This window comes from Streptomyces sp. NPDC005805 (assembly GCF_040630445.1).
Classification (GTDB): Bacteria; Actinomycetota; Actinomycetes; order Streptomycetales; family Streptomycetaceae; genus Streptomyces.
Genome location: NZ_JBEXXN010000054.1, coordinates 16,334 through 37,182, shown reverse-complemented (window position 1 = coordinate 37,182; position 20,849 = coordinate 16,334). Strand labels below are relative to the sequence as shown.

The 20,849-nt window shown below is 75.0% G+C and carries 19 protein-coding genes; 9 read left to right on the top strand and 10 right to left on the bottom strand.

Features of this window, described 5'->3' with window-relative positions; all coding sequences use genetic code 11:
* The first annotated feature begins 227 nt into the window (after positions 1–227).
* On the top strand, positions 228–977 hold the full coding sequence (locus ABZ457_RS24615; protein WP_359161030.1) for an acyltransferase: 750 nt from the start codon (positions 228–230) through the stop codon (positions 975–977).
* 19 nt (positions 978–996) lie between these two features.
* Here the strand turns inward: ABZ457_RS24615 and ABZ457_RS24610 are convergent, their stop codons facing one another.
* Positions 997–1,869 carry a DMT family transporter gene (locus ABZ457_RS24610; protein WP_359161027.1) on the bottom strand — a complete coding sequence of 291 codons (873 nt, stop codon included), beginning with the start codon at positions 1,867–1,869 and terminating at the stop codon, positions 997–999.
* 93 nt (positions 1,870–1,962) lie between these two features.
* Between ABZ457_RS24610 and ABZ457_RS24605 the strand changes: the two genes are divergently transcribed.
* Complete coding sequence (locus ABZ457_RS24605; RefSeq protein ID WP_359161024.1) at positions 1,963–2,535, top strand: XRE family transcriptional regulator; 573 nt, start codon at positions 1,963–1,965, stop codon at positions 2,533–2,535.
* 30 nt (positions 2,536–2,565) lie between these two features.
* On the opposite strand, the gene ABZ457_RS24600 is transcribed toward ABZ457_RS24605, so the two are convergent.
* Positions 2,566–2,973, bottom strand: coding sequence for a CoA-binding protein (locus tag ABZ457_RS24600; RefSeq protein WP_359161021.1), 408 nt, complete (start codon positions 2,971–2,973; stop codon positions 2,566–2,568).
* A gap of 62 nt (positions 2,974–3,035) precedes the next feature.
* Between ABZ457_RS24600 and ABZ457_RS24595 the strand changes: the two genes are divergently transcribed.
* The 3 genes from ABZ457_RS24595 (at position 3,036) to ABZ457_RS24585 (ending at position 8,161) form a co-directional block, all read left to right on the top strand.
* Complete coding sequence (locus tag ABZ457_RS24595) at positions 3,036–3,662, top strand: YigZ family protein (protein ID WP_359161018.1); 627 nt, start codon at positions 3,036–3,038, stop codon at positions 3,660–3,662.
* Between the two features lie 150 nt (positions 3,663–3,812).
* The gene (locus ABZ457_RS24590) at positions 3,813–4,979 is read left to right on the top strand and encodes an exonuclease SbcCD subunit D (protein ID WP_359161015.1); all 1,167 of its coding nucleotides are present in this window, start codon (positions 3,813–3,815) and stop codon (positions 4,977–4,979) included.
* Positions 4,976–8,161 carry an SMC family ATPase gene (locus ABZ457_RS24585; RefSeq protein WP_359161012.1) on the top strand — a complete coding sequence of 1,062 codons (3,186 nt, stop codon included), beginning with the start codon at positions 4,976–4,978 and terminating at the stop codon, positions 8,159–8,161. Before ABZ457_RS24590 ends, ABZ457_RS24585 begins: the two co-directional genes overlap by 4 nt.
* Here ABZ457_RS24585 and ABZ457_RS24580 read toward each other — a convergent pair.
* A complete protein-coding gene (locus ABZ457_RS24580; RefSeq protein WP_359161009.1) occupies positions 8,151–8,597 on the bottom strand; it encodes an Lrp/AsnC family transcriptional regulator in 447 nt (148 codons plus the stop codon). The genes ABZ457_RS24585 and ABZ457_RS24580 overlap by 11 nt on opposite strands.
* 94 nt (positions 8,598–8,691) lie before the next feature.
* Between ABZ457_RS24580 and ABZ457_RS24575 the strand changes: the two genes are divergently transcribed.
* Positions 8,692–9,207 carry a rhodanese-like domain-containing protein gene (locus ABZ457_RS24575; RefSeq protein WP_359161006.1) on the top strand — a complete coding sequence of 172 codons (516 nt, stop codon included), beginning with the start codon at positions 8,692–8,694 and terminating at the stop codon, positions 9,205–9,207.
* Positions 9,208–9,270: 63 nt separating this feature from the next.
* Here ABZ457_RS24575 and ABZ457_RS24570 read toward each other — a convergent pair whose 3' ends face one another.
* Positions 9,271–10,950: a DUF885 domain-containing protein gene (locus ABZ457_RS24570; protein WP_359161003.1), complete on the bottom strand. Its 1,680-nt coding sequence runs from the start codon at positions 10,948–10,950 to the stop codon at positions 9,271–9,273.
* A gap of 39 nt (positions 10,951–10,989) precedes the next feature.
* Positions 10,990–11,490 carry an Lrp/AsnC family transcriptional regulator gene (locus ABZ457_RS24565; protein WP_359161000.1) on the bottom strand — a complete coding sequence of 167 codons (501 nt, stop codon included), beginning with the start codon at positions 11,488–11,490 and terminating at the stop codon, positions 10,990–10,992.
* 59 nt (positions 11,491–11,549) lie between these two features.
* Here ABZ457_RS24565 and ABZ457_RS24560 point away from each other — a divergent pair, with 59 nt between their 5' ends.
* A complete protein-coding gene (locus ABZ457_RS24560) occupies positions 11,550–12,746 on the top strand; it encodes a PLP-dependent transferase (RefSeq protein WP_359160997.1) in 1,197 nt (398 codons plus the stop codon).
* A 141-nt stretch (positions 12,747–12,887) separates the two neighbouring features.
* Here ABZ457_RS24560 and ABZ457_RS24555 read toward each other — a convergent pair whose 3' ends face one another.
* Both ABZ457_RS24555 and ABZ457_RS24550 read right to left on the bottom strand, forming a co-directional pair.
* Complete coding sequence (locus tag ABZ457_RS24555; protein ID WP_359160994.1) at positions 12,888–14,312, bottom strand: GNAT family N-acetyltransferase; 1,425 nt, start codon at positions 14,310–14,312, stop codon at positions 12,888–12,890.
* 199 nt (positions 14,313–14,511) lie between these two features.
* The gene (locus ABZ457_RS24550) at positions 14,512–15,342 is read right to left on the bottom strand and encodes an alpha/beta hydrolase (protein ID WP_359160991.1); all 831 of its coding nucleotides are present in this window, start codon (positions 15,340–15,342) and stop codon (positions 14,512–14,514) included.
* A gap of 254 nt (positions 15,343–15,596) precedes the next feature.
* On the opposite strand from ABZ457_RS24550, the gene ABZ457_RS24545 reads away from it, so the two are divergent.
* On the top strand, positions 15,597–16,499 hold the full coding sequence (locus ABZ457_RS24545) for an RNA polymerase sigma-70 factor (protein WP_359160988.1): 903 nt from the start codon (positions 15,597–15,599) through the stop codon (positions 16,497–16,499).
* Between the two features lie 250 nt (positions 16,500–16,749).
* Positions 16,750–17,511: a GntR family transcriptional regulator gene (locus ABZ457_RS24540; protein ID WP_359160985.1), complete on the top strand. Its 762-nt coding sequence runs from the start codon at positions 16,750–16,752 to the stop codon at positions 17,509–17,511.
* A gap of 32 nt (positions 17,512–17,543) precedes the next feature.
* Here ABZ457_RS24540 and ABZ457_RS24535 read toward each other — a convergent pair whose 3' ends face one another.
* From ABZ457_RS24535 to purB, 3 genes are all read right to left on the bottom strand, one after another.
* The gene (locus ABZ457_RS24535; protein WP_359160982.1) at positions 17,544–18,701 is read right to left on the bottom strand and encodes an ROK family transcriptional regulator; all 1,158 of its coding nucleotides are present in this window, start codon (positions 18,699–18,701) and stop codon (positions 17,544–17,546) included.
* Between the two features lie 111 nt (positions 18,702–18,812).
* Positions 18,813–19,376, bottom strand: a complete 564-nt coding sequence (gene mug / locus ABZ457_RS24530) for a G/U mismatch-specific DNA glycosylase (RefSeq protein ID WP_359161064.1) — start codon at positions 19,374–19,376, stop codon at positions 18,813–18,815.
* Entirely contained in the window at positions 19,373–20,815 is a 1,443-nt protein-coding gene (gene purB, locus ABZ457_RS24525) for an adenylosuccinate lyase (protein WP_359160979.1), read from the bottom strand. The genes mug and purB overlap by 4 nt, the downstream gene beginning before the upstream one ends.
* Between the last annotated feature and the right edge of the window lie 34 nt (positions 20,816–20,849).

Genomic DNA, 20,849 nt, shown 5'->3' with positions numbered 1-20,849 from the left:
TCCTCCATGTGCATGCGGCGCTCATGCTAGCCACGCGCGCCCCACCCGACGCCCCGTGCACCCCCACAGTCCACAGAACGGTTGAGTTGTGCCCGAAGTCCCGCGCGCGGGACGGTTCCGTGGTACGAGCCGGGGGCGTGGGCCGGTCGCCTCGCGCCCCCTCGGCTGGGGTGAACGTCACAGCGCAGCGCGCCCGTCGGCCCGCCGCGGACGACTACCGTGTGCGGGTGCCCCTGAACAGAAACACGTTCTCGTTCTCCCTGCCGGCCGCCGCCGCGTGGCGCCGGCGGCTGGTCACGCGGGCGGTGCACCGCGGCTGGCAGTGGGTGCAGGAGGCCGGCTCGGTCACCGCGGAGCGCCCGGGGAAGCTGCGCTTCCGGCGGCTCGGCGAGGGCACCCGGCTGGCGTTCCCGCTGGGCACCGTGTTCGGCGAGCCCTGGATCGAGCTGGGGTCCCACTGCATCGTCGCCGAACAGGTCACCCTGACGGCCGGGATGATGCCCGGCCTGGACCTCGGGCCGGACACGGTCCTGACCCTGGGGGACGGGGTCGTCCTGGGGCGCGGCAGCCATGTCATCGCCGACACCCGGGTGGTGATCGGCTCGAACACCTACTGCGGTCCGTATGTCTACATCACGTCCACCAACCACAGTTACGACGATCCCGGGCAGCCCGTCGGCAAGCAGTGGCCGCGGGCCGAGCCGGTCGAGATCGGGCCGGGGTGCTGGCTCGGGACCGGGGCGGTGATCCTGCCGGGCGCCCGGCTCGGCCGCAATGTGGTGGTCGCCGCGGGCGCGGTCGTCCGGGGCGAGGTCCCGGACCACGCGGTGGTGGCGGGCGCGCCCGCGCGGATCGTCCGGCGCCTGGACCCGGTCGAGGGGTGGCAGCCGCCGCTGCGGACGCCCGCGCCGGTGCCGATCCCGGAGGGCGTCACCCCCGAGCAGCTCCTCGCGCTGGCGGAGCCGGAGGACGTCTGACGCGCGGTCCCGGCCGGGGTTACCCCGTCGCCAGCAGTACGGTGCCGACGAGGGCGAGGCCCGCGCCCGCCGCCTGGACGGTCCGCACGCGCTCACGCAGCACCAGCAGCGCGGCGAGGACGGTCACCACCGGGTACAGGTTCGCCAGAACCGCCGCGACGGTGACCGGTCCGGCCTGGGCGGCCAGGGCGTAGGTGCCGTTGGCCGCGACGTCCGCCAGCCCGACGAAGGCGAGCGCGGGCAGCGCGGCGACCACGACCCGGACCCCGCCGTCCCCGGGCAGGGGCAGGGCCCGCCCGCCGCGCCGCACCGACACCCAGAGGGCCGCGCCGCCGACCGTCACATTGGTGACCCGCTGCACGAACAGGGCGAGGAAGAGCCCGGTGACGGAGGTGGACGCCTCCGCGATCAGGGCCATCACCGCGCCGAAGCCGACGGCCGCGGTCAGGGTGAGCAGGATCGCCTGGCGCTGTACGGGCGCGCCCCGCAGCTCCGGGCCCCCGGCCAGCACGATCCCGGCCACGGCGACCGCGATCCCCGCGAACTGGAGCACCCCCGGCCGCTCGCCCAGCAGCAGGCCCACCCCGACGGGCACGGCCACGCCGACCGAACCCAGCGGTGAGACGACGCCCATCGGGCCGAGCGCGAGGGCCTTGTAGAACGCGAGCATCGCGACCGGGCCGACGACGCCGGCGGCCACCGCGTACCAGAGAAGGGGGCCCGCCTCGGCGAAGCCGCCCGTCGCCACCACGATCGCGCCCAGCACCACGACCGCGATCGACTGGGAGACCACCACCACGGTCAGCGCGGGCGTGCGCCTGGTGAGCAGCCCGCCGCCGAAGTCGGCCAGGCCCCACAGGACACTGGCGGTCAGGGCGAGCAGTGCGGTCATGACGGGCCTCGCAGTACAGTGCGGTGAACAATGGAGTGCACCACACGGTAGTGCACTCCATTGGACCCTGTCATTCAAAATATTGGACGGACCGTGTCTGACCTCGACCAGCTCACACAGTCCCTCGCCCGCAACCTCAAGCGCTGGCGCGGCGAACGCGGCTTCACACTGGACGCCCTCGCCACCCGCTCGGGCGTCAGCCGGGGCATGATCATCCAGATCGAGCAGGCGCGCACCAACCCCAGCGTCGGCACCACGGTGAAGCTCGCCGACGCGCTGGGCATCAGCATCACCACCCTGCTCGACCAGGAGCAGCACGTCACCGTCCGCCTGGTGCCGCCGGACCGGGCGGTGCGCATGTGGTCCACCTCCACCGGCAGCTCCACCACCCTCCTCGTCGGCAGCGAACGCGGCGGACCGTTGGAGCTGTGGGCCTGGACCCTGGTCGCCGGCGACGAGAGCGCCTCCGACCCCCACCCCGACGGCACCACCGAACTGCTCCACGTCACGGAGGGCGTCCTCACCCTCGTCGTGGACGGCGAGCCGCACACCGTCCCCGCCGGGACCTCGGCCACCTTCGAGGCGAACGTGCCCCACGCCTACCGCAACGACGGGGAGACCACCACGGCCTTCACCATGGCGGTCTCCGTCCCGCCGGTGCGCTGAGGCACCTCAGCGCAGGGCCGCGCTGCGCGCTCAGCCCAGGCGGGGGATCTCGATCGCCGGGCAGCGGTCCATGACCATGTCCAGCCCGGCCTCCCGGGTCCGCGCGTACGCCTCCGGGTCGACCACGCCGAGCTGGAACCAGACCGCCTTCGCGCCGATTTCCACCGCCTCGTCGGCGACCCGGCCCGCCAGTTCGGAGTTCACGAACACATCGACCACGTCCACGGGGAAGGGGATCTCCGCCAGGGAGGCGTACCCCTGCTCGCCGTGGACGGTCTCCGCCTTCGGGTGGACCGGGACGATCCGCTTGCCGTACCGCTGGAGGACGCGGGCCACACCGTGGGCCGCGCGGGAGGGGTTGTCCGACAGGCCCACGACCGCCCAGGTCTCGCCCGTGCCGGTCAGGATGCGCCGGATCGTCTCGTCGTCTGCGTACATGCCAGGTGAACCGGGGCACCCCGCCCCCGCATTCCCCTCCCCGGCCCGCATAGGGTGGCGGGATGCAGGACCAGTACCGGACGGTCGCCCGCGAGGGCGTCCACGAGAGCGAGATCAACCGCTCCCGCTTCATCTGCGCGCTCGCGCCCGTGGCCACCGAGGAGGAGGCCCAGGAGTTCGTCGCCCGCGTCCGCGCACAGCACCCGGGCGCCACACACAACTGCTACGCCTATGTGGTCGGCGCCGACGCCGCCGTGCAGAAGGCGAGCGACGACGGCGAACCCGGCGGCACCGCCGGTGTGCCGATGCTCCAGATGCTGACGCGCCGCGAGATCCGGTACACCGCCGCCGTGGTCACCCGCTACTACGGCGGGGTCAAGCTCGGCGCCGGCGGACTGATCCGGGCGTACGGAGGCGTCGTCGGCGAGGCCCTGGACGCGGTCGGGACGATCACCCGCAAACGCTTCCGCATCGCCACCGTGACCGTCGACCACCAGCGCGCGGGCAAGGTCGAGAACGACCTGCGCGCCACCGGCCGCACCGTGCGGGACGTCACCTACGCGGACGCCGTCACCCTGGAGATCGGCCTGCCCGACGCGGACGTGGACGCCTTCCGCGCCTGGCTCGCCGACGCCACCGCGGGGACGGCCGTACTGGAACTGGGCGGCGAGGCGTACGGGGATGCCTGAGCCCGGCCCCGGGCCGGTCGACGGGCCGGTTCGCCCGGCGGTGCCCGGCCGCCCGGGGGAGCCCGGCCGCCGCCCGGTCCGCCCGGCGTACCCCGCCCTCCCGGCGAAACCCGCCCGCACTGTCCGACCCCGCCGATACCCTCACGGATCATGAGACTCCTGCACACCTCGGACTGGCACCTCGGGCGCTCGCTGCATCGCGTGAGCATGCTCGACGCCCAGGCCGCGTTCCTCGACCACCTGGTGGCGACGGCACGCGACCGCGAGGTGGACGCCGTCCTGGTCGCGGGTGACGTGTACGACCGGGCTGTGCCGCCGCTCGCCGCCGTCCAGCTCTTCGACACCGCGCTGCACCGGCTCGCCGACGCCGGGATCCCCACCGTGATGATCTCCGGGAACCACGACTCCGCCCGCCGGCTCGGGGTCGCCGCCGGGCTGATCGAGCGCGCGGGCATCCATCTGCGCACCGACCCGGCCGGCTGCGCCCGCCCCGTCGTGCTCTCCGACGCCCACGGCCCGGTCGCCTTCTACGGGCTGCCCTACCTCGAACCGGCCCTGGTCAAGGACGAGTTCGGCGTCGAGAAGGCGGCCCACGAGCCCGTGCTCGCCGCCGCGATGCGGCGGGTCCGGGACGACCTCGCCGCCCGCGGGCCCGGCACCCGGTCCGTCGTCCTCGCCCACGCCTTCGTCGCCGGCGGCCAGGAGAGCGACAGCGAACGGGACATCACCGTCGGCGGCGTCGCGGCCGTCCCCTCCGGCGTCTTCCACGGCGTCGACTACGTCGCCCTCGGGCATCTGCACGGCTGCCAGACCGTCACCGAGCGCGTCCGCTACTCCGGTTCGCCCCTCGCGTACTCCTTCTCCGAGGCCGCCCACCGCAAGACCACCTGGCTCCTCGACCTCGGCCCCGGCGGCGAGATCGGGGCCGAGCGGATCGACTGCCCCGTCCCGAGGCCCCTCGCCCGGCTGCGCGGCACCCTGGAGGACCTGCTGGCCGAACCGACCCACACCCGCCACGAGGACTCCTTCGTGGAGGCCGTCCTCACCGACGCGGCCCGCCCCGCCGACCCGATGGCCCGCCTCGCCGAGCGCTTCCCGCACACCCTCAGCCTCCTCTTCGAACCCGAACGGCCCGAGGAGCGGGACACCGCCGGCTACGCCCAGCGGCTCTCCGGCCGCACCGACCACCAGATCGCGGAGGACTTCGTGGCCCATGTGCGCGGCGGCGGCTCCGCCGACGACGCCGAACGCGCCGTGCTCCACGCGGCCTTCGACCACGTCCGGGTGGACGCGGCCGTGCGCGAGGTGGCCGGGTGAGACTGCACCGGATGACGGTCACCGCCTTCGGGCCGTTCGGCACCGCCCAGCACATCGACTTCGACGCCCTCTCCGAGGCCGGCCTCTTCCTCCTCCACGGGCCGACCGGCGCGGGCAAGACCTCCGTCCTGGACGCCGTCTGCTACGCCCTCTACGGCTCCGTCCCCGGCGCCCGGCAGAACCCCGGCACCACCCTGCGCAGCGACCACGCCGGCGACCGCACGCCGACCGAGGTCGTCCTCGACCTCACCCTCGGCGGGCGGCGCCTGGAGATCACCCGCCGCCCCGCGCAGCCGCGCCCCAAGGCCCGCGGCACCGGGTTCACCACCGAACGCGCCGTGAGCGGGCTGCGCGAGTACGACCCGCGGACCGGCGAGTGGAGCGCGCTCAGCCGCTCCCACCAGGAGATCGGCGAGGAGATCACCCGGCTCATCGGCATGAGCCGGGAACAGTTCTGCCAGGTCGTCCTGCTGCCGCAGGGCGACTTCGCGCGCTTTCTGCGCGCCGACGCGGAGTCCCGGGGGCGGCTGCTCGGCCGGCTCTTCGACACCCGGCGCTTCGCCGCGGTCGAGGAACGCCTCGCCGAGCAGCGGCGGGCCGCCGAGGCGGAGGTCCGGGCGGGAGACGAACGCCTTCTCGCGCTCGCGCACCGCATGGAGCAGGCCGCCGGGTCCGCGGCGGGCGCCCGGCCGCTGCCGGACCGGGGGCCCGGCGACCCCGGGCTCGCCGCCGCCGTCCTCGACTGGGCCGCGATCGCCAGGACCGACGCCCGCGAGGAGCGCGACATCGCCGCGCTGCGCGCGCGGGCGGCGGAGGAGCGCCAGGCCGGGGCGCGGGCCGCGCTGGACGCCGCCCGGGAGACGGCCCGGCTCCAGCGGCGCCACGCCGAGACCCTGCACCGGAGCGCCGCCCTGGCGGAAGGGCGGGCCGCCCATGAGGCGCTGCTCGCCCGGGAGGACCGGGCCCGGCGGGCGGACCGGGTCCTTCCGGCGCTGCGCCTGCGGGACGAGGCCGAGCGGGCGGACCGCGCGGCCCGGGCCGCGCGCGACCGCTCCCGGGCCGCCCTGCCCGAGGAGCTGACCGCCGCGGACGCGGAGCGGCTCACCGCGCGTGAACGCGCGCTGCGCCAGGAGCTGGGCGGTCTGGACGCGGCCCGCCGCGAGGAGGCGCGGGGCGCGGAACTGGCGCAGGAGCGGGCCGGTCTCGACCGCCGGTCCCGCGCCGACGAGGACGCCCTCCACGAGGCGTCCGCGTGGCTCGCCGGCTGGGAGGCCCTGCGCCGGAGCCTCACCGACCGGATCGCCGCCGCGCAGGAGGCGGCCACCCGCGCCGAGTACCTGGCGGGCCGCCTCGGCACCGCCCGCGACCGCCTGGCGGCCGCCTGCGAACGCGATGAACTCGCCGCGCGGGCGGCCCGCGCCGAGACCCGGCTGCGCGCCCTCCACGAGCGGGCCAACACCGCCCGGAGCCACTGGCTCGACCTCAAGGAACGCCGCCTGCTGGGCATCGCCGCGGAGCTCGCGGCGGCGCTCACCCCGGGCGCCCCCTGCACCGTCTGCGGCTCCCCGGACCACCCGTCCCCGGCCCGCCCCACCTCGGACCACATCGACCGCGCGGCCGAGGACGAGGCGTACGAGGCGAGCGTGCGCGCGGAGGCGTCCCGTGCGGAGGCGGAACGCGACCTGGCCGTCCTCCACGAGTCCCACACCACGTCCGCCACCCGCGCCCGCGCTGCTGGGACCGCTGCGGAGGCGGTCGCCGCCGGGCCGGGGTTGGCCCAGGCCCCCGCCGGGGCGGCGTCGTCCGCCGGGCCCGGCCCCGACGCGGGCCCGGCCGGGCCCGGTGCCGCCCCCCGTGGTGACGCCGTCGTGCCCGCGCCGCGTGGGCACGACGGCGACCCCACCGCCGATGAACTCCGTTCCCTTGTCGACACGTTGACAAGGGAACACACCGAAGCCCGGCGCGCCGCCGGGGACATGCAGGATGCGCGGGCCGCGCTGGAGCGGGGGGAGCGGGAGCGGAGCGAGCGGGTGCAGGCGCAGCGGGCGGCGGGGGAGCGGATTGCCGCGCGGAACGATCGGCGGGAGGCGCTCGACCGGGAGTTGGCGCGGATCGAGGGGGAAGTGGCCCGGGCCCGGGGGGAGTCGGAGAGTGTCGCGGCGCGCGCCCGGCTGCTGGAGCGGCGGGTCGCGCTGCTCGCGGAGGCCGCCGACGCCGTGCGCGCGGCCGGTGAGTCCGCGCGCCGGCTGACCGAGGCGGAGGAGGCGCTGGCGGAGGCCGCCGCCTCCGCCGGGTTCGCCGGGCCCGACGACGCGGCCGCCGCCGCCCTCGCCCCCGACGCCCGCCGGGACGCCCGGGCCCGGATCGACGCCTGGCTCGCCGAGTCCGCCGCCGTCGCCGAGCGGCTCGCGGAGGAGGACGCCCGCGCGGCGGCCGATGAGCCCCCCGTCGACCTCACCGGCGCCGAGGCCGCGTCCACCGCCGCCGACCGGGCGCTGCGCGAGACCGCCTCCCGGCTCGACGCGGCCCGTGAGCGGTGCGCCGCGCTCGACCGGCTCACCCGCGAGGCGGTCGCCGAGGTCCGCCGGCTGGGCCCGGTGCGCGAGCGCTACGACCGGGTCGCCCGGCTCGCCGGGCTCACCGCCGGGACCTCCGCGGACAACGAGCGCAAGATGCGCCTGGAGTCGTACGTCCTCGCCGCCCGGTTGGAGCAGGTCGCCGCCGCGGCCACCGTCCGGCTGCGGCGCATGTCGTCCGGCCGCTACACCCTGGTGCACTCCGACGCCCGGGCCGGCGGCCGCCGCGCGGGCCTCGGCCTGCATGTCGTCGACGCCTGGACGGGCCGCGAGCGGGACACCGCGACCCTCTCCGGCGGCGAGACCTTCTTCGTCTCCCTCGCCCTCGCGCTCGGCCTCGCCGACGTGGTCACCGACGAGGCGGGCGGCATGCGCCTGGACACCCTCTTCATCGACGAGGGCTTCGGCAGCCTGGACGAACAGACCCTGGACGAGGTCCTGGACGTGCTGGACTCCCTGCGCGAACGGGACCGCAGCGTCGGCATCGTCAGCCATGTCGGGGACCTGCGCCGCCGCATCCCCGTGCAACTGGAGGTGGCCAAGTCCCGCTCCGGCTCGGCGGTCCGGCTGCTGACGGCCGGCGCCGCGGGCGCCCTCAGCGGCTGACCGGTCGGCCCGGCAGCGGCGAGGAGTACACCACGCTGGTGGTGACCGAGCCGAGGCCCCCGATCCGGCCCGACACCTCCTCCAGATGCCGCATGGAACGGGCGGTGACCTTCAGCACGAAGCAGTCGTCGCCCGTCACATGGTGTGCCTCCACGATCTCCGGGGTCGTGTCCAGCAGGTCGTGGAAGGGCTTGTAGTTGCCGTTCGGGTACCGCAGCCGCACGAAGGCCAGGATCGGCAGCCCCAGCCGCTCCGGGTCGACCACCGCCGTGTACCCCTTGATGACGCCCGCCTCCTCCAGCCTGCGCACCCGCTCGGTCACCGCGCTGGCCGACATCGCGACCGTCCGGGCCAGCTCGGCGAAACCGGCCCGGCCGTGGGCCTGGAGGGCGTCGAGGATGCGCCAGTCCGTGGCGTCCGGGGAGTATCCGCTCATGGGGGAGGAATATCAGGGGAATCCCCGGCGGAACAAGGCTCTCGCCGTGGATCGCCCATTCCGTCCGCCCCCGCCCGGCCCTAGATTCTCGATCATGAACCCGACACCCACCGTGCAGCCCCTCGCCAACCCCGTGCTCCGCATACCGCCGGCCCCGCCCGCCGTCGCGGCCGCCCACTTCCGGGCGAGCCTCGCCTTCCACGCGGACGTCTCCGATGTCGCCACCGCCCTCGACGCCGCGCGTGCGACCGGCGGCGACCCCGGATTCGTCGTCCTGGACTCCCGCTCCACCGCCGCCTGGGAGCAGGGCCATGTGCCCGATGCGGTCCACCTCCCCACCGCCCGGCCGGCCGAGGAGGCGCGGCGGCTCCTCGACCCGTCCGTCCCGGTGGTCACCTACTGCTGGGGCCCGGGGTGCAACGGCGCGACCCGGGCCGCCCTCGTCCTCGCCGAACTCGGCTACCGGGTCAAGGAGATGCTCGGCGGCTTCGAGTACTGGGTCCGCGAGGGCTTCGGGTACGAGACGGCGGAGGGCCCGGCCCGCCGCCCGGCCGACCCCCTCACCGCCCCGGAGACCGCCCCCGAGGAGGCCGCGGACTGCGGCTGCTGACCACGTGCCGACGGGCGGGGCCGGGCCCGGAAACCCCGCGCCCCGCCCGCCGCCGTCACCGCCTCAGAGCCGGGACAGCTCCTCCACCAGGTCGTCCAGCCCCAGCGGCCCCTGCGACAGCGCCGCCATGTGCCACGCCTTCGCGTCGAACGCGTCCCCGTGGGCGCGCCGCGCGTTCTCCCGGCCCAGCAGCCAGGCCCGTTCGCCGAGCTTGTAGCCGATCGCCTGGCCCGGCATCGACAGATAGCGGGTCAGCTCGCTCTCCACGAACTCCGCCGGCCGGCCGCTGTGCGCACCGAAGAACTCCTGCGCCAGGGCCGGGGTCCAGCGCTCCCCGGGGTGGAACGGGGAGTCCGCCGGGATCTCCAGCTCCAGGTGCATGCCGATGTCCACGATCACCCGGCAGGCCCGCATCATCTGCGCGTCCAGATAGCCGAGCCGGCGCTCCGGGTCGGTGAGGAAGCCCAGTTCGTCCATCAGGCGCTCCGCGTACAGCGCCCAGCCCTCCGCGTTGGCGCTGACCATGCCCACCGTCGCCTGGTAGCGGGAGAGTCGGTCGGCGACGTGCACCCACTGCGCCAGCTGGAGGTGGTGGCCGGGCACACCCTCGTGGTACCAGGTGGACACCAGGTCGTAGACGGGGAACCGGGTCTCGCCCATGGTCGGCAGCCAGGTCCGCCCGGGGCGGGAGAAGTCCTCCGAGGGGCTGGTGTAGTACGGGGCCGCGGCGCCGCCCGGCGGGGCGATCCGGGACTCCACCTTCCGCACTCGCTCCGCGAGTTCGAAGTGCGTCCCGTCCAGCGCCTCGATCGCCTCGTCCATCAGCCGCTGGAGCCAGTCGCGCACCTCGTCCACGCCCTCGATGTGCTCACCGTGCACATCCAGATGGGCCAGCGTCTCCCAGGGGCCCGCGCCGGGCAGGATCCTCGCCGCCTCCGTCCGCATCTCGCCCAGCAGCCGGTGGTACTCGGCCCAGCCGTACGCGTACGCCTCGTCCAGGTCCAGGTCGGTGCCGTTGAAGTAGCGCGACCAGCGGGCGTACCGCTCACGGCCGACGGTGTCGGGCGCGCCCTTGACCGCCGGGGCGTACACGTCCCGCATCCAGTCCCGCAGCTCGACCAGCGCCTGCGCCGCCGTCCGCGCGGCCACGTCGAGTTCGACGCGCTGCGCCGAGGGCCCCTTGGCGGCGAACTCCTCGAAGTAGCCGTGCCCGCCGCCGATCCACTCGGTGAGCTGGTCGACGAAGGTGGCCGTGGCCCGGGGCCCGCCGAAGAGCCCCCGCTCCAGTCCGAGGGCGAGGGAGGCGCGGTAGCCCTCCAGCGCCGTGGGCACCGCGCGCAGCCGCTCGGCGGCGGCCGCCCAGTCCTCGGGGGTGTCGGTCGGGGTGAGGGTGAACACCTCGCGGACCGAGTGCGCGGGGGAGTGCAGATTGCTGACCGTCCGCAGGCCCTCCTCGGCCTCGTGGACGGCGAGTTGGGCCGTCAGCCGCTCACGCAGCAGCCGGGCGCACCGCCGCTCGGCCTCGGCCTCCGCGCCCGGCCTGGCCTCCGCCTCGGTGAGTTCCGCGAGGGTGCGGCGGGCGAGCGCGGCGGTCTCCTCCTGCCCGGCGGGCGAGAAGTCGGGGAGGAGGCCCGAGCTCTTCCGGACCCCCAGATAGGTACCGGTGATCGGATCGAGTTCGACGAGTGCGTCGACATAGGCGTCGGCGACCTGGCGCGGCAGCGCGCTGGAAGTGGCTGGCATGGGGGCCATCCTGGTACGCGGAGGGCCTCCGCGTCATCATCATCCGCCGTCGGGCGCCTGTCGCCGCTCGGCCGGCGGGAGGAGCGGACCGCACTCCCACTGCTGGAATATCAGGCGCGTCTCGACCCGGGCGACCTCCCGCTGGGAGGTGAACTCGTCCAGAACCAGGCGCTGGAGATCCGCCATGTCGGTCACCGCGACATGGACGAGATAGTCGTCGGGGCCGGTCAGATGGAACAGGGCCAGGGACTCCGGGAGGGCCCGGATGCGCTCCACGAACGGGCCGATCAGCTCCCGCCGGTGCGGGCGCACCTGCACCATCAGCAGGGCCTGGAGCCCGCGCCCGAGGCGGGCCGGGTCGAGGGCGAGCCGGTGGCCGGTGATCACCCCGGAGCGGCGCAGCCGGGCGACGCGGTCCAGACAGGTGGACGGCGCCACCCCGACCTCGGCCGCGAGGTCGCGGTACGTGGTCCGGGCGTCGTTCTGCAGGAGCCGGAGAATATGAAGATCCACCGGGTCCAGTGCGACGGATTCGGCCATGTGTCGAACGTAGCACGGCTGATTCCCGCTACTTTCCGGTAGCTGTTCACAGTGCTCGTATGGAGAACGCAGCAGCGGCCGTGCCCGTATCCAGGGCCCTGGCCACCGACGCCGTGCACGCCGGACGCGAGGACCTCGCGGACCTGGGCCTGCACGCCCCGCCGCTCGATCTTTCGACCACCTACCCCTCGTACGACGCGGCCGCCGAGGCCGCGCGGATCGACGCGTTCGCCGAGACCGGCGCACGCCTGGACGGTCCGCCCGTCTACGCCCGCCTGGACAACCCGACCACGGCCCGGTTCGAGACGGCCCTCGCCAAACTGGAGGGCACGGAGGCGGCGGTCGCGTTCGCCAGCGGGATGGCGGCCCTGACGGCCGTCCTGCTGGTGCGCGCGGCCGCGGGCCTCAAGCACGTGGTCGCCGTCCGGCCGTTGTACGGCTGCAGCGACCATCTGCTGAACGCCGGACTCCTCGGCACCGAGGTCACCTGGACCGATCCGGCGGGTATCGCGGACGCGATCCGGCCGGACACCGGCCTGGTGATGGTGGAGACGCCCGCCAACCCGACCCTCGCCGAGGTCGACCTGCGGGCCGTGCGCCACGCCTGCGGCTCGGTCCCGCTGCTCGTCGACAACACCTTCGCCACCCCGGTCCTCCAGCGCCCGGCCGAGTACGGCGCGCGCCTGGTGCTGCACAGCGCGACCAAGTACCTCGGCGGTCACGGCGACGTCATGGGCGGCGTGGTGGCCTGCGACGAGGAACTCGCCCGGGGCCTGCGCCAGGTCCGCTTCGCCACCGGCGGGGTGCTCCACCCGCTGGCCGGCTATCTGCTGCTGCGCGGCCTGTCCACCCTCCCGGTGCGGGTCCGCGCCGCGTCGGTCACCGCCGCCGACCTGGCCCGCCGGCTCGCGGCCGACCCCCGGGTGGCCCGGGTGCACTACCCGCGCATCGGCGGCGCGATGGTCTCCTTCGAGACGTACGGCGACCCGCTCGCCGTGATCGCGGGCGTCCGCCTGATCACCCCCGCGGTGAGCCTCGGCAGTGTGGACACCCTCATCCAGCACCCGGCCTCGATCAGCCACCGCATCGTGGCCGAGGGCGACCGCCGCTCGGCGGGCGTGAGCGACCGGCTGCTGCGGCTGTCCGTCGGCCTGGAGGACGTCGAGGACCTGTGGCGGGACCTGACCGAGGCGCTGAGCGCGGCCGGCCGGGGCTCGGCCGACCGGGCACCGGCGAAGGCGTCCCTCACGACGTGATCCCGCGGACCCGCCCCCCGGCGGGTCCGCACCGCGCACCCCGGCCCCGCCGGGGTGCGCACTCGTGCCGGGGGCATGCCTGCCCGGTCCCACGGGGGTGGGCCGGGTACCGGCCGTACCGCGGTGGTCGTCGCCCGCGCCTCAGCGCTCCGCCTGCTCGAAGGGCGCGGGCCGCTGCGGGGCCGGGGCCGCGTCCAGCCGGGCCGTCACGACGAGGGTCCCCTCCTCGATCTGGTAGTCCAGCGGGAGGCCGAGCCCCCGCATCGCCGCGACCATGCCCGTGTTGGACGCCTGGGTGACCGCGTAGACGCTGTCGCAGCCCGCCTCCCCGGCCATGCCCACCAGTCGGCGCAGCAGTTCCGAGCCGACGCCCCGGCGCTGCCAGTCGTCCTCCACGAGGAGGGCGACCTCGGTCTCGTCGCCGTCCCAGAGCAGATGCCCCAGGGCCACCAGGCGCCCGGAGGCGGTCTCCACCGCGAGGGTGCGGCCGTGGCGGGGGCTGAGCAGATGGTTCAGATAGCGGTCCGCGTCACCGACCGGGCCGTGGTAGCGCAGCGACAGGGTCCGGTCCGAGCAGCGCTCGTGCATCGCGAGGGCCGCGGGCACATCGTCCTGCCCGGCGCGCCGGACGGTGATCTCGGGGCCCTCGGGCAGGGTGAGGACGTCCTGGCCGCGCGGAATCCGCGGACCGAGCCGGGCGTCCAGTTCCACCAGGGCCCGGGCGCGCGCGAACTCGGTGGGTGTGAACGGCAGATACGGCCGCTCGACGGTGATCGCGCCACCGCCCGGGTCGCGCAGATGCATCACGGTCTCCTCCAGGACGCCCTCGACCGGGGGCATGTCCCCGGTGGGCCGGCCGGTCACCGTGAACGCGGGACGCGAGCGGATGGTGCAGCGCCCCAGCAACTGGCGCAGGGCGAGCGGCAGTTCGGCGGCGTCCAGGGCGGTCCTGGTGGCGAGGCCGAGGACCCGGGTCGGGGTGTCGACCAGGTCGTGGGCGTCGGCCCGCTCCGTCCAGGTGCCGGTGCCGCCCGCGGCGGCCACCTCGCGGGTCAGGCGGTGCGCCTCCAGGGAGGCGGGGGCGCGCAGCAGGAACTCGTCGACCGTGCTGTCGCCCAGCGGGTGCGTCTGGAGGGTCAGGATGTCCACGTCCAGGGCGGCCAGCGCACCGCAGAGCGCGGCGAGGCTGCCCGGGGTGTCCCGGACGGTGGTGCGCATCCGCCACAGCGCCGTCTCACGCGGCTCGGTCCGGGGGCCGGGCGCGGCGGCGCGGTCGGTCACGGCCCCCGCCGCCCCGCCGGGTGAGGGCGGCGGGGGAGGGGCATGACTGTGGCGGCGTGCCCACCAGGTGTGGAAGGCGGCCGTGGCGACGAGCACCACGGCCGAGGTCACGAGCAGGAACGGCCCGTCCGGGCCGTGACCGATCAGATTGGCGACGGCGTCGGCGACGGCCACCGCCGTGAACAGGGCGGCGAGTTCGACGACGTCCCGCCGCCAGTGGTGGGCGCGGTGGGTGCCGTGGGCCTTGGCGCGGCGGGCATTCCTCGGGGACGTAACATCAGTCATGGAGCCACTGTGACGGAACGGTGTTGCGTGATCACGAACGCTTTGTGACTGATGGGTTAAAGGCTGATTCAGCCACTTGTCGGCCGATTTCGACCGTTTCCCTCCGGGAGGTTTCCGGATCACCGCTTCGGATCGGACCGGGCCGCCCGAGGGTGCCGCCCGGAGGGGCCGGGCCGCCGGGCAGGGCCGGCCGGGCCCGTCACCGGCTCCCGTCCAGCAGCACCCGGGCCACCAGCGCCGGGTCGTCGTTCATCGGGACATGGCCGCAGCCCGGCAGGCGCACCAGCCGCGCCCCCGGGATCACCCGCTTGGCGCGCACCCCCTGACGGTGCAGCAGCAGCCGGTCCCTGGTGCCCCAGGCGATGGTGACCGGCACATCCGGTACATCGTCCGTGAACAGCACGTTCCCCCCGGCGGCGAGGGTCCGCGCGAAACCGGTGGCCCCGCGCAGCGCCCGCGTCTCCGCCGCCGCGGCCTCCGGCGAACGCAGGCCCGGCCGGGCGTAGATGGTGCTCACCAGCGCCGCCCGCCCCGCGACCGACCGGGAGAGCCGCCCGATCAGCGGGTCCGGCAGGGTGCGCGCGCCCAGCCGCATCGCCCGCAGGGTGCCGAAGGCCCAGACGCGCTCCGCCTCCGACCAGAAGCCCGCCGGGGAGAGCGCGGTCACCGAGCGCACCTGCTTCTCCCGCCCCAGCTCCAGCGCGAGCAGCCCGCCCAGCGAGTTCCCGGCGACATGCGGACGCTCCACACCCAGCTCCCGGCAGAATCCGCCGAGAACCGTGTTCACCGTGGAGAGGTCGTACGGGACCCCGTCCGGCAGCGCGGAGGACGTGCCGAAGCCCGGCAGGTCGACGGCGATGACGTCCCGCTCGGCGGCGAGGATGCCCATCACCGGCTCCCACGCCTGCCAGTGGTGGCCGATCCCGTGCAGCAGGAGCAGGGGTTCGCCCGCCCCCGCGCGCTCGTAGCCGAGGGTCAGCGGGCGGTCGCCGTGGGGCGTGGGGACGGAGAAGGAGATCGCTGCGGCCATGTCCGGCTGCTCCCTGATGCTGGACGGAATGTCAGTAACAACTACCGCTCGGTAGCTTGTCGCCGCAAGGCCCTTGCCGCGCCCAACTCCCGCCGGGGGCCCACCGAACGCGCGCGGAACTCCCGTCGCACGCGCGCCGGTGCGTGCCGGACTCCGCCGGGGCCCGCCCGCCGAGTGCCGCGCGGCCGCCCCGCCCCAACCCGCCGCCCCGGGACCTGCTGGACAGGGCCCGCCGCGTCGGCTGGGATGGCCGGGTGGCAACCGACACCGTGACGCACGTCTTCGAGGAGCACCGGCCCGTACTGACGGGCGTCGCCTACCGGATGCTCGGCCGGGTCGCCGACGCCGAGGACGTCGTGCAGGAGGCATGGCTGCGCTGGTCCGCCGACGACCGCGACGACGTGCGGGAGCCGCGCGCCTACCTGGTGCGCGTCACCACCCGGCTCGCCGTCGACCGGCTGCGCCAGGTCCGTTCCCGCCGCGAGTCCTACGTCGGGCCCTGGCTCCCCGAACCGGTCGTCACCGACTTCGGGCCCTCGGTGCCCGACACCGCCGAACGCGCCCTGCTCGCCGACACCGTCTCGCTCGCCGTCCTCGTCGTCCTGGAGACCCTCTCCCCGCTGGAGCGTGCCGTGTTCGTGCTCCGCGAGGCCTTCGGCTTCCCCTACGCGGAGATCGCCACCGTCCTCGACCGGTCCGAGCCCGCCGTGCGCCAGCTCGCCGGCCGGGCCCGCCGGCACGTCGACGAACGCCGGCACCGCTACGACGTGGACCCCGCCCAGTGCCGCGACCTGACCGAGCGCTTCCTCGCGGCCGCCGCGGGCGGCGACCTCGGCGAGATGCTCGCCCTGCTCGCCCCGGACGTCACCCTCGTCGGCGACAGCGGCGGCAAGGCCCAGGCGCCCCTGCGCGTCCTGCACAGCGCGGACAAGGTCGGCCGCTTCATGGTCGGCGTCGCCGGCAAGCAGCCCGAGGGCATGGCGATGGAGTTCGTCGAGACCAACGGCGCGCCCGCCGTCCTGGTCACCGCCGGCGGACGGCCGGACAGCGTCCTCCAGCTCGAAGTCCGGGACGGGCGCATCCTGTGCGTCTACATCGTGCGCAACCCCGACAAACTCCTCTCCTTCGCTCCCGGGGGCCCCGACACGGCGGCCTGAAACCGCCGTTCCCACAGGTCGGACCCCGTGGCCGCTTACGGCCGCGGGGCTTGTGCGTGCCCGCCGGGCCCCGATACGACATCCCTGTGAACGCTCTGCGAAGTCATATGGTTCCCCACGGTGACGAGGGCAGGATTGGTCTTGACCAAGGGGGAGGGCGGTTCTATGGTCGCAGGGGTTAGTGAAGGAACCTTTAATAAACAAGGGCACGGAAAACCCGCCGTGGACACGGCGATTGCGGAGGATCAGGGTGGGGACCACGCAGCTCGAAACGGTGCCGGAGCCCAAGTACTGGCACCTCAAGACCGTGCTTTCCGAAGCACTCGACACGGACTTCGCGGTCGGCGAGATCCTGCCCAACGAGCGTGACCTCGCCGCCCGGTTCGGCGTCGCCCGCGCCACCCTGCGGCAGGCCCTGGAGCAACTGGAGCTGGAGGGCCGCCTCCAGCGCCGCCGGGGCGTCGGCACCACGGTCGCGCCCCCGCGCGTGGGCGTGGACGTCTCCGCCTCCCGCTCCGACTGGCCCGGCGCCGACCAGCACGCCTGGCAGCCCACCGAGTGCACCGTCGCCGTGCCGCCCGCCGCCGTCGCCGCCCACCTCGGCACCGAGCCCGACGAGCGCACCCATGTGGTGCGCCGGGTGCGCAAGGGCCACGACCAGCCCGTCGCCGCCGAGCTGCTGTACGTGCCGGCCGCCTCCGTGCCCGCCCTGCCCGCGATCGACGCCCCCTCCGGCCCCGCCCTCGCCCGTGGCGTCCTGCGCGAGCTGGCCCGCCTGGAGCCCGAGGGCCAGGACCGCGCCGTCGAGCTGGGCTCCGCCGGAGCGGTGGACGCCAAGGAACTCGACCGGCTGCCCGGTGCCCCGGTCCTGGTCGTGACCACCCGCTACTTCGCCGGCGGGCGGACCGCGGCGGTCTCGGTCGCCACCTACCGCGCCGACACCTGCCGGCTGACCTTCGGGGCCCAGGGAGACCTGGAGATCAGCCACGAGGAGCAGCGCCGCGCCTCCTGACCCGCCGTGCGCCCCGCCGCACGGGCGGGGCGTCAGCGGCGGGCCGTGACCGTGCCCTCCACGGCGAACAACTGCTCCTCCACATGGTCCAGCGCGAGGCGCAGCGCCCCCGTGGCCACCGCCGCCTCGCCCAGCAGGGAGAGCGCCACCCTCGGCGGGCGCAGGCAGTAGCGCGACAACTCCCGCTGCACCGGCGCCAGTACGCCGTCCAGACCGGCCGCCCAGCCGCCGATCACCACCAGTTCGGGGTCGAGGGCCAGCACCAGGGCGGCCACATCGTGCACCAGCCGCTGGATGAACCGCTCCACGGCCGCGCGGGCCCGCTCGTCGCCGCTCCGGGCCAGCGCGAACACCTCGGCGACCGCGTGCTCGTCCAGGGGGTGCAGGGGCTCGTCCGTCGTGGACAGCAGCTTCTCCGGGGTCACGTCCCGGCCCAGCAGATGCAGCGCCCCGATCTCCCCGGCCGCGCCGCCGAAGCCGCGGTGCAGCCGCCCGCCGATCAGTGAACCCGCCCCCGGGCTCAGGCCCGCCATCACGAACACGATGTCGTCCGAGTCCGTCCCGGCGCCCTTCCAGTGCTCGGCGACGGCCGCCGCGTTCGCGTCGTTCTCCACCAGGACGGGGCAGCGGAAGGAGCGCCGCAGACGGTCGCCGAGCGGCAGCCCGGTCCAGCCCGGCAGCGCGGTCGACAGCCGCACGGTGCCGTCCGCCTCCACGATCCCCGGCGAACCCACGCCCACCGCCCGCAGATTGCCGCGCGGCACCCCGGTGCGCCGCAGCACGTCCGCGACGGCGCCGCGCACCTTCTCCAGCCGGTCGTCCGCGCTCGCCGCCTCCGACACCTCACGGGTCCCGGCGCCGATGATCCGCCCGTCCAGCCCCGACAGCAGGGCGGCGACCCGGTGCGGGCCGATCTCCACGCCCAGCAGATGACCGGCCTCGGCCCGGAACCGGTAGCGCCGCGCGGGCCTGCCCTGACGGCGGGCGCCACCCTCCTCGGGGACGCTCTCCACCACCAGCCCGGCCTCCACCAGACCTTCCACCACCCCTTCGACGGTCGGCCGCGACAGCCCGGTGATCCGGGTCAGATCGGTGAGGGTGGGGGAGTCCGCCGCCCGCAGGGAGTGGAGCACCACCGCGGAGTTGATGCGCCGCAGCAGTGAGGGATCTCCGCCGGTCAGCCGCCCCACAGTCCGTCCTCCCGGTCGTGCGTTCCTGCCGGATGGTACTCGTTGCCGCGCCGAGAGGTGGGGCCGGGCCCGGCTCGGTGGGGCGGGCCGCCGTCCGGGGCCCGCCCCGCGCTACGCCGTGCGGTCCGGCGTCCGGGACGCCGCCGTGCGCAGCTCCGCGAACGCCTCCGCCATCGTCTCCACCGTCCAGTGCGCGTTGAGCCCGCTGGGATTCGGCAGGACCCAGATCCGCGTCCCGCCGATGCTCCGCTCCTGCGGGCCGACCGCCGCCGTCCGCTCCTGGAACGCCGTCCGGTACGCGGTGATCCCGACGACCGCGAGCCAGCGCGGCCGCAGCCGCTCCACCTTGGCCACCAGCAGCCGGCCGCCCTCGCGGTACTCCGCCGCGCTCAGCTCGTCCGCCCGCGCCGTCGCCCTCGCCACCACGTTGGTGATGCCCAGACCCAGCCCCGGGAGCCGGTCCTGCTCTGACGGCTTCAGCAGCTCCGGGGTGAAGCCGGACCGGTGCAGCACCGGCCAGAAGCGGTTTCCCGGACGGGCGAAGTGGTGGCCCGTCGCCGCCGTCATCAGCCCGGGGTTGATCCCGCAGAACAGCACCCGCAGGCCGTCCGCGACCACGTCCGGCACCAGCCGGTCGCGGGCGGCCTCCAGTTCGGCGGCGGTGAAGCGGGTCAGAGGATCGCCCCGGGCGCGTAGCCGGCCGCCTCCGGGTGCTGCTTGACGATCTCGTCGATCCGCGCCAGCACGGCCGCGACCTGGCCGGCCGCCGCGCCGGTGAACGAGAGCTTGTCCGCCATCAGCGCGTCCAGCGCGGCCCGGTCCAGCGGAATGCGCTCGTCCGCCGCCAGCTTGTCCAGGAGCTCGTTGCGCTCCGCGCCCTGCTCCCGCATCGCCAGCGCGGAGGCCACCGCGTGCTCCTTGATCGCCTCGTGCGCCACCTCCCGGCCCACCCCGGCGCGCACCGCGCCCATCAGGACCTTGGTGGTGGCGAGGAACGGGAGGTACCGGTCCAGCTCGCGGGAGACGACCGCCGGGAACGCGCCGAACTCGTCGAGCACGGTCAGGAAGGTCTCCAGCAGGCCGTCGAAGGCGAAGAACGCGTCCGGCAGCGCGACCCGGCGGACCACCGAGCAGGAGACGTCGCCCTCGTTCCACTGGTCGCCCGCCAGCTCGCCGGTCATCGAGGCGTAGCCGCGCAGGATCACCATCAGGCCGTTGACGCGCTCGCAGGAGCGGGTGTTCATCTTGTGCGGCATCGCCGAGGAGCCGACCTGGCCCGGCTTGAAGCCCTCGGTCACCAGCTCGTGGCCGGCCATCAGCCGGACCGTCTTGGCGACCGACGACGGCGCGGCGGCGAGCTGCACCAGCGCGGAGACCACGTCGTAGTCCAGGGACCGGGGGTAGACCTGGCCCACCGAGGTGAAGGCGTGCGCGAAACCGAGGTGGCCCGCGATCCGCCGCTCCAGCTCGGCCAGCTTCTCCGCGTCGCCCCCGAGCAGGTCCAACATGTCCTGGGCGGTGCCCACCGGGCCCTTGATCCCGCGCAGCGGGTAGCGGCCGAGCAGGTCCTCCAGCCGGCCGTAGGCGACCAGCAGTTCGTCGGCGGCCGTGGCGAAGCGCTTGCCCAGGGTGGTGGCCTGCGCGGCCACATTGTGCGAGCGGCCGGCCATGACCAGCTCCGCGTACTCGCCCGACAGCTTCCCGAGCCGGGCCAGCACCGCCACCGTGCGGTCGCGCACCAGCTCCAGGGAGAGCCGGATCTGGAGCTGCTCCACGTTCTCGGTGAGGTCCCGGGAGGTCATGCCCTTGTGGACGTGCTCATGCCCGGCGAGGGCGTTGAACTCCTCGATACGGGCCTTCACATCGTGCCGGGTGACCTTCTCGCGCTCCGCGATCGACGCCAGGTCGACCTGGTCGAGCACGCGCTCGTAGTCGGCGAGGGCCGTGTCCGGGACGTCGATCCCGAGGTCCTTCTGGGCGCGCAGCACCGCCAGCCAGAGCCGGCGCTCCAGCCTGACCTTCTCCTCGGGGGACCAGAGGACGGCAAGCTCCGTGGAGGCATAGCGGCCGGCCAGGACATTGGGGATGCGAGGCTTCGCAGACACAGCAGTCACGTGTCCGGATTCTACTGGTGGTTTCCGCTGGCCA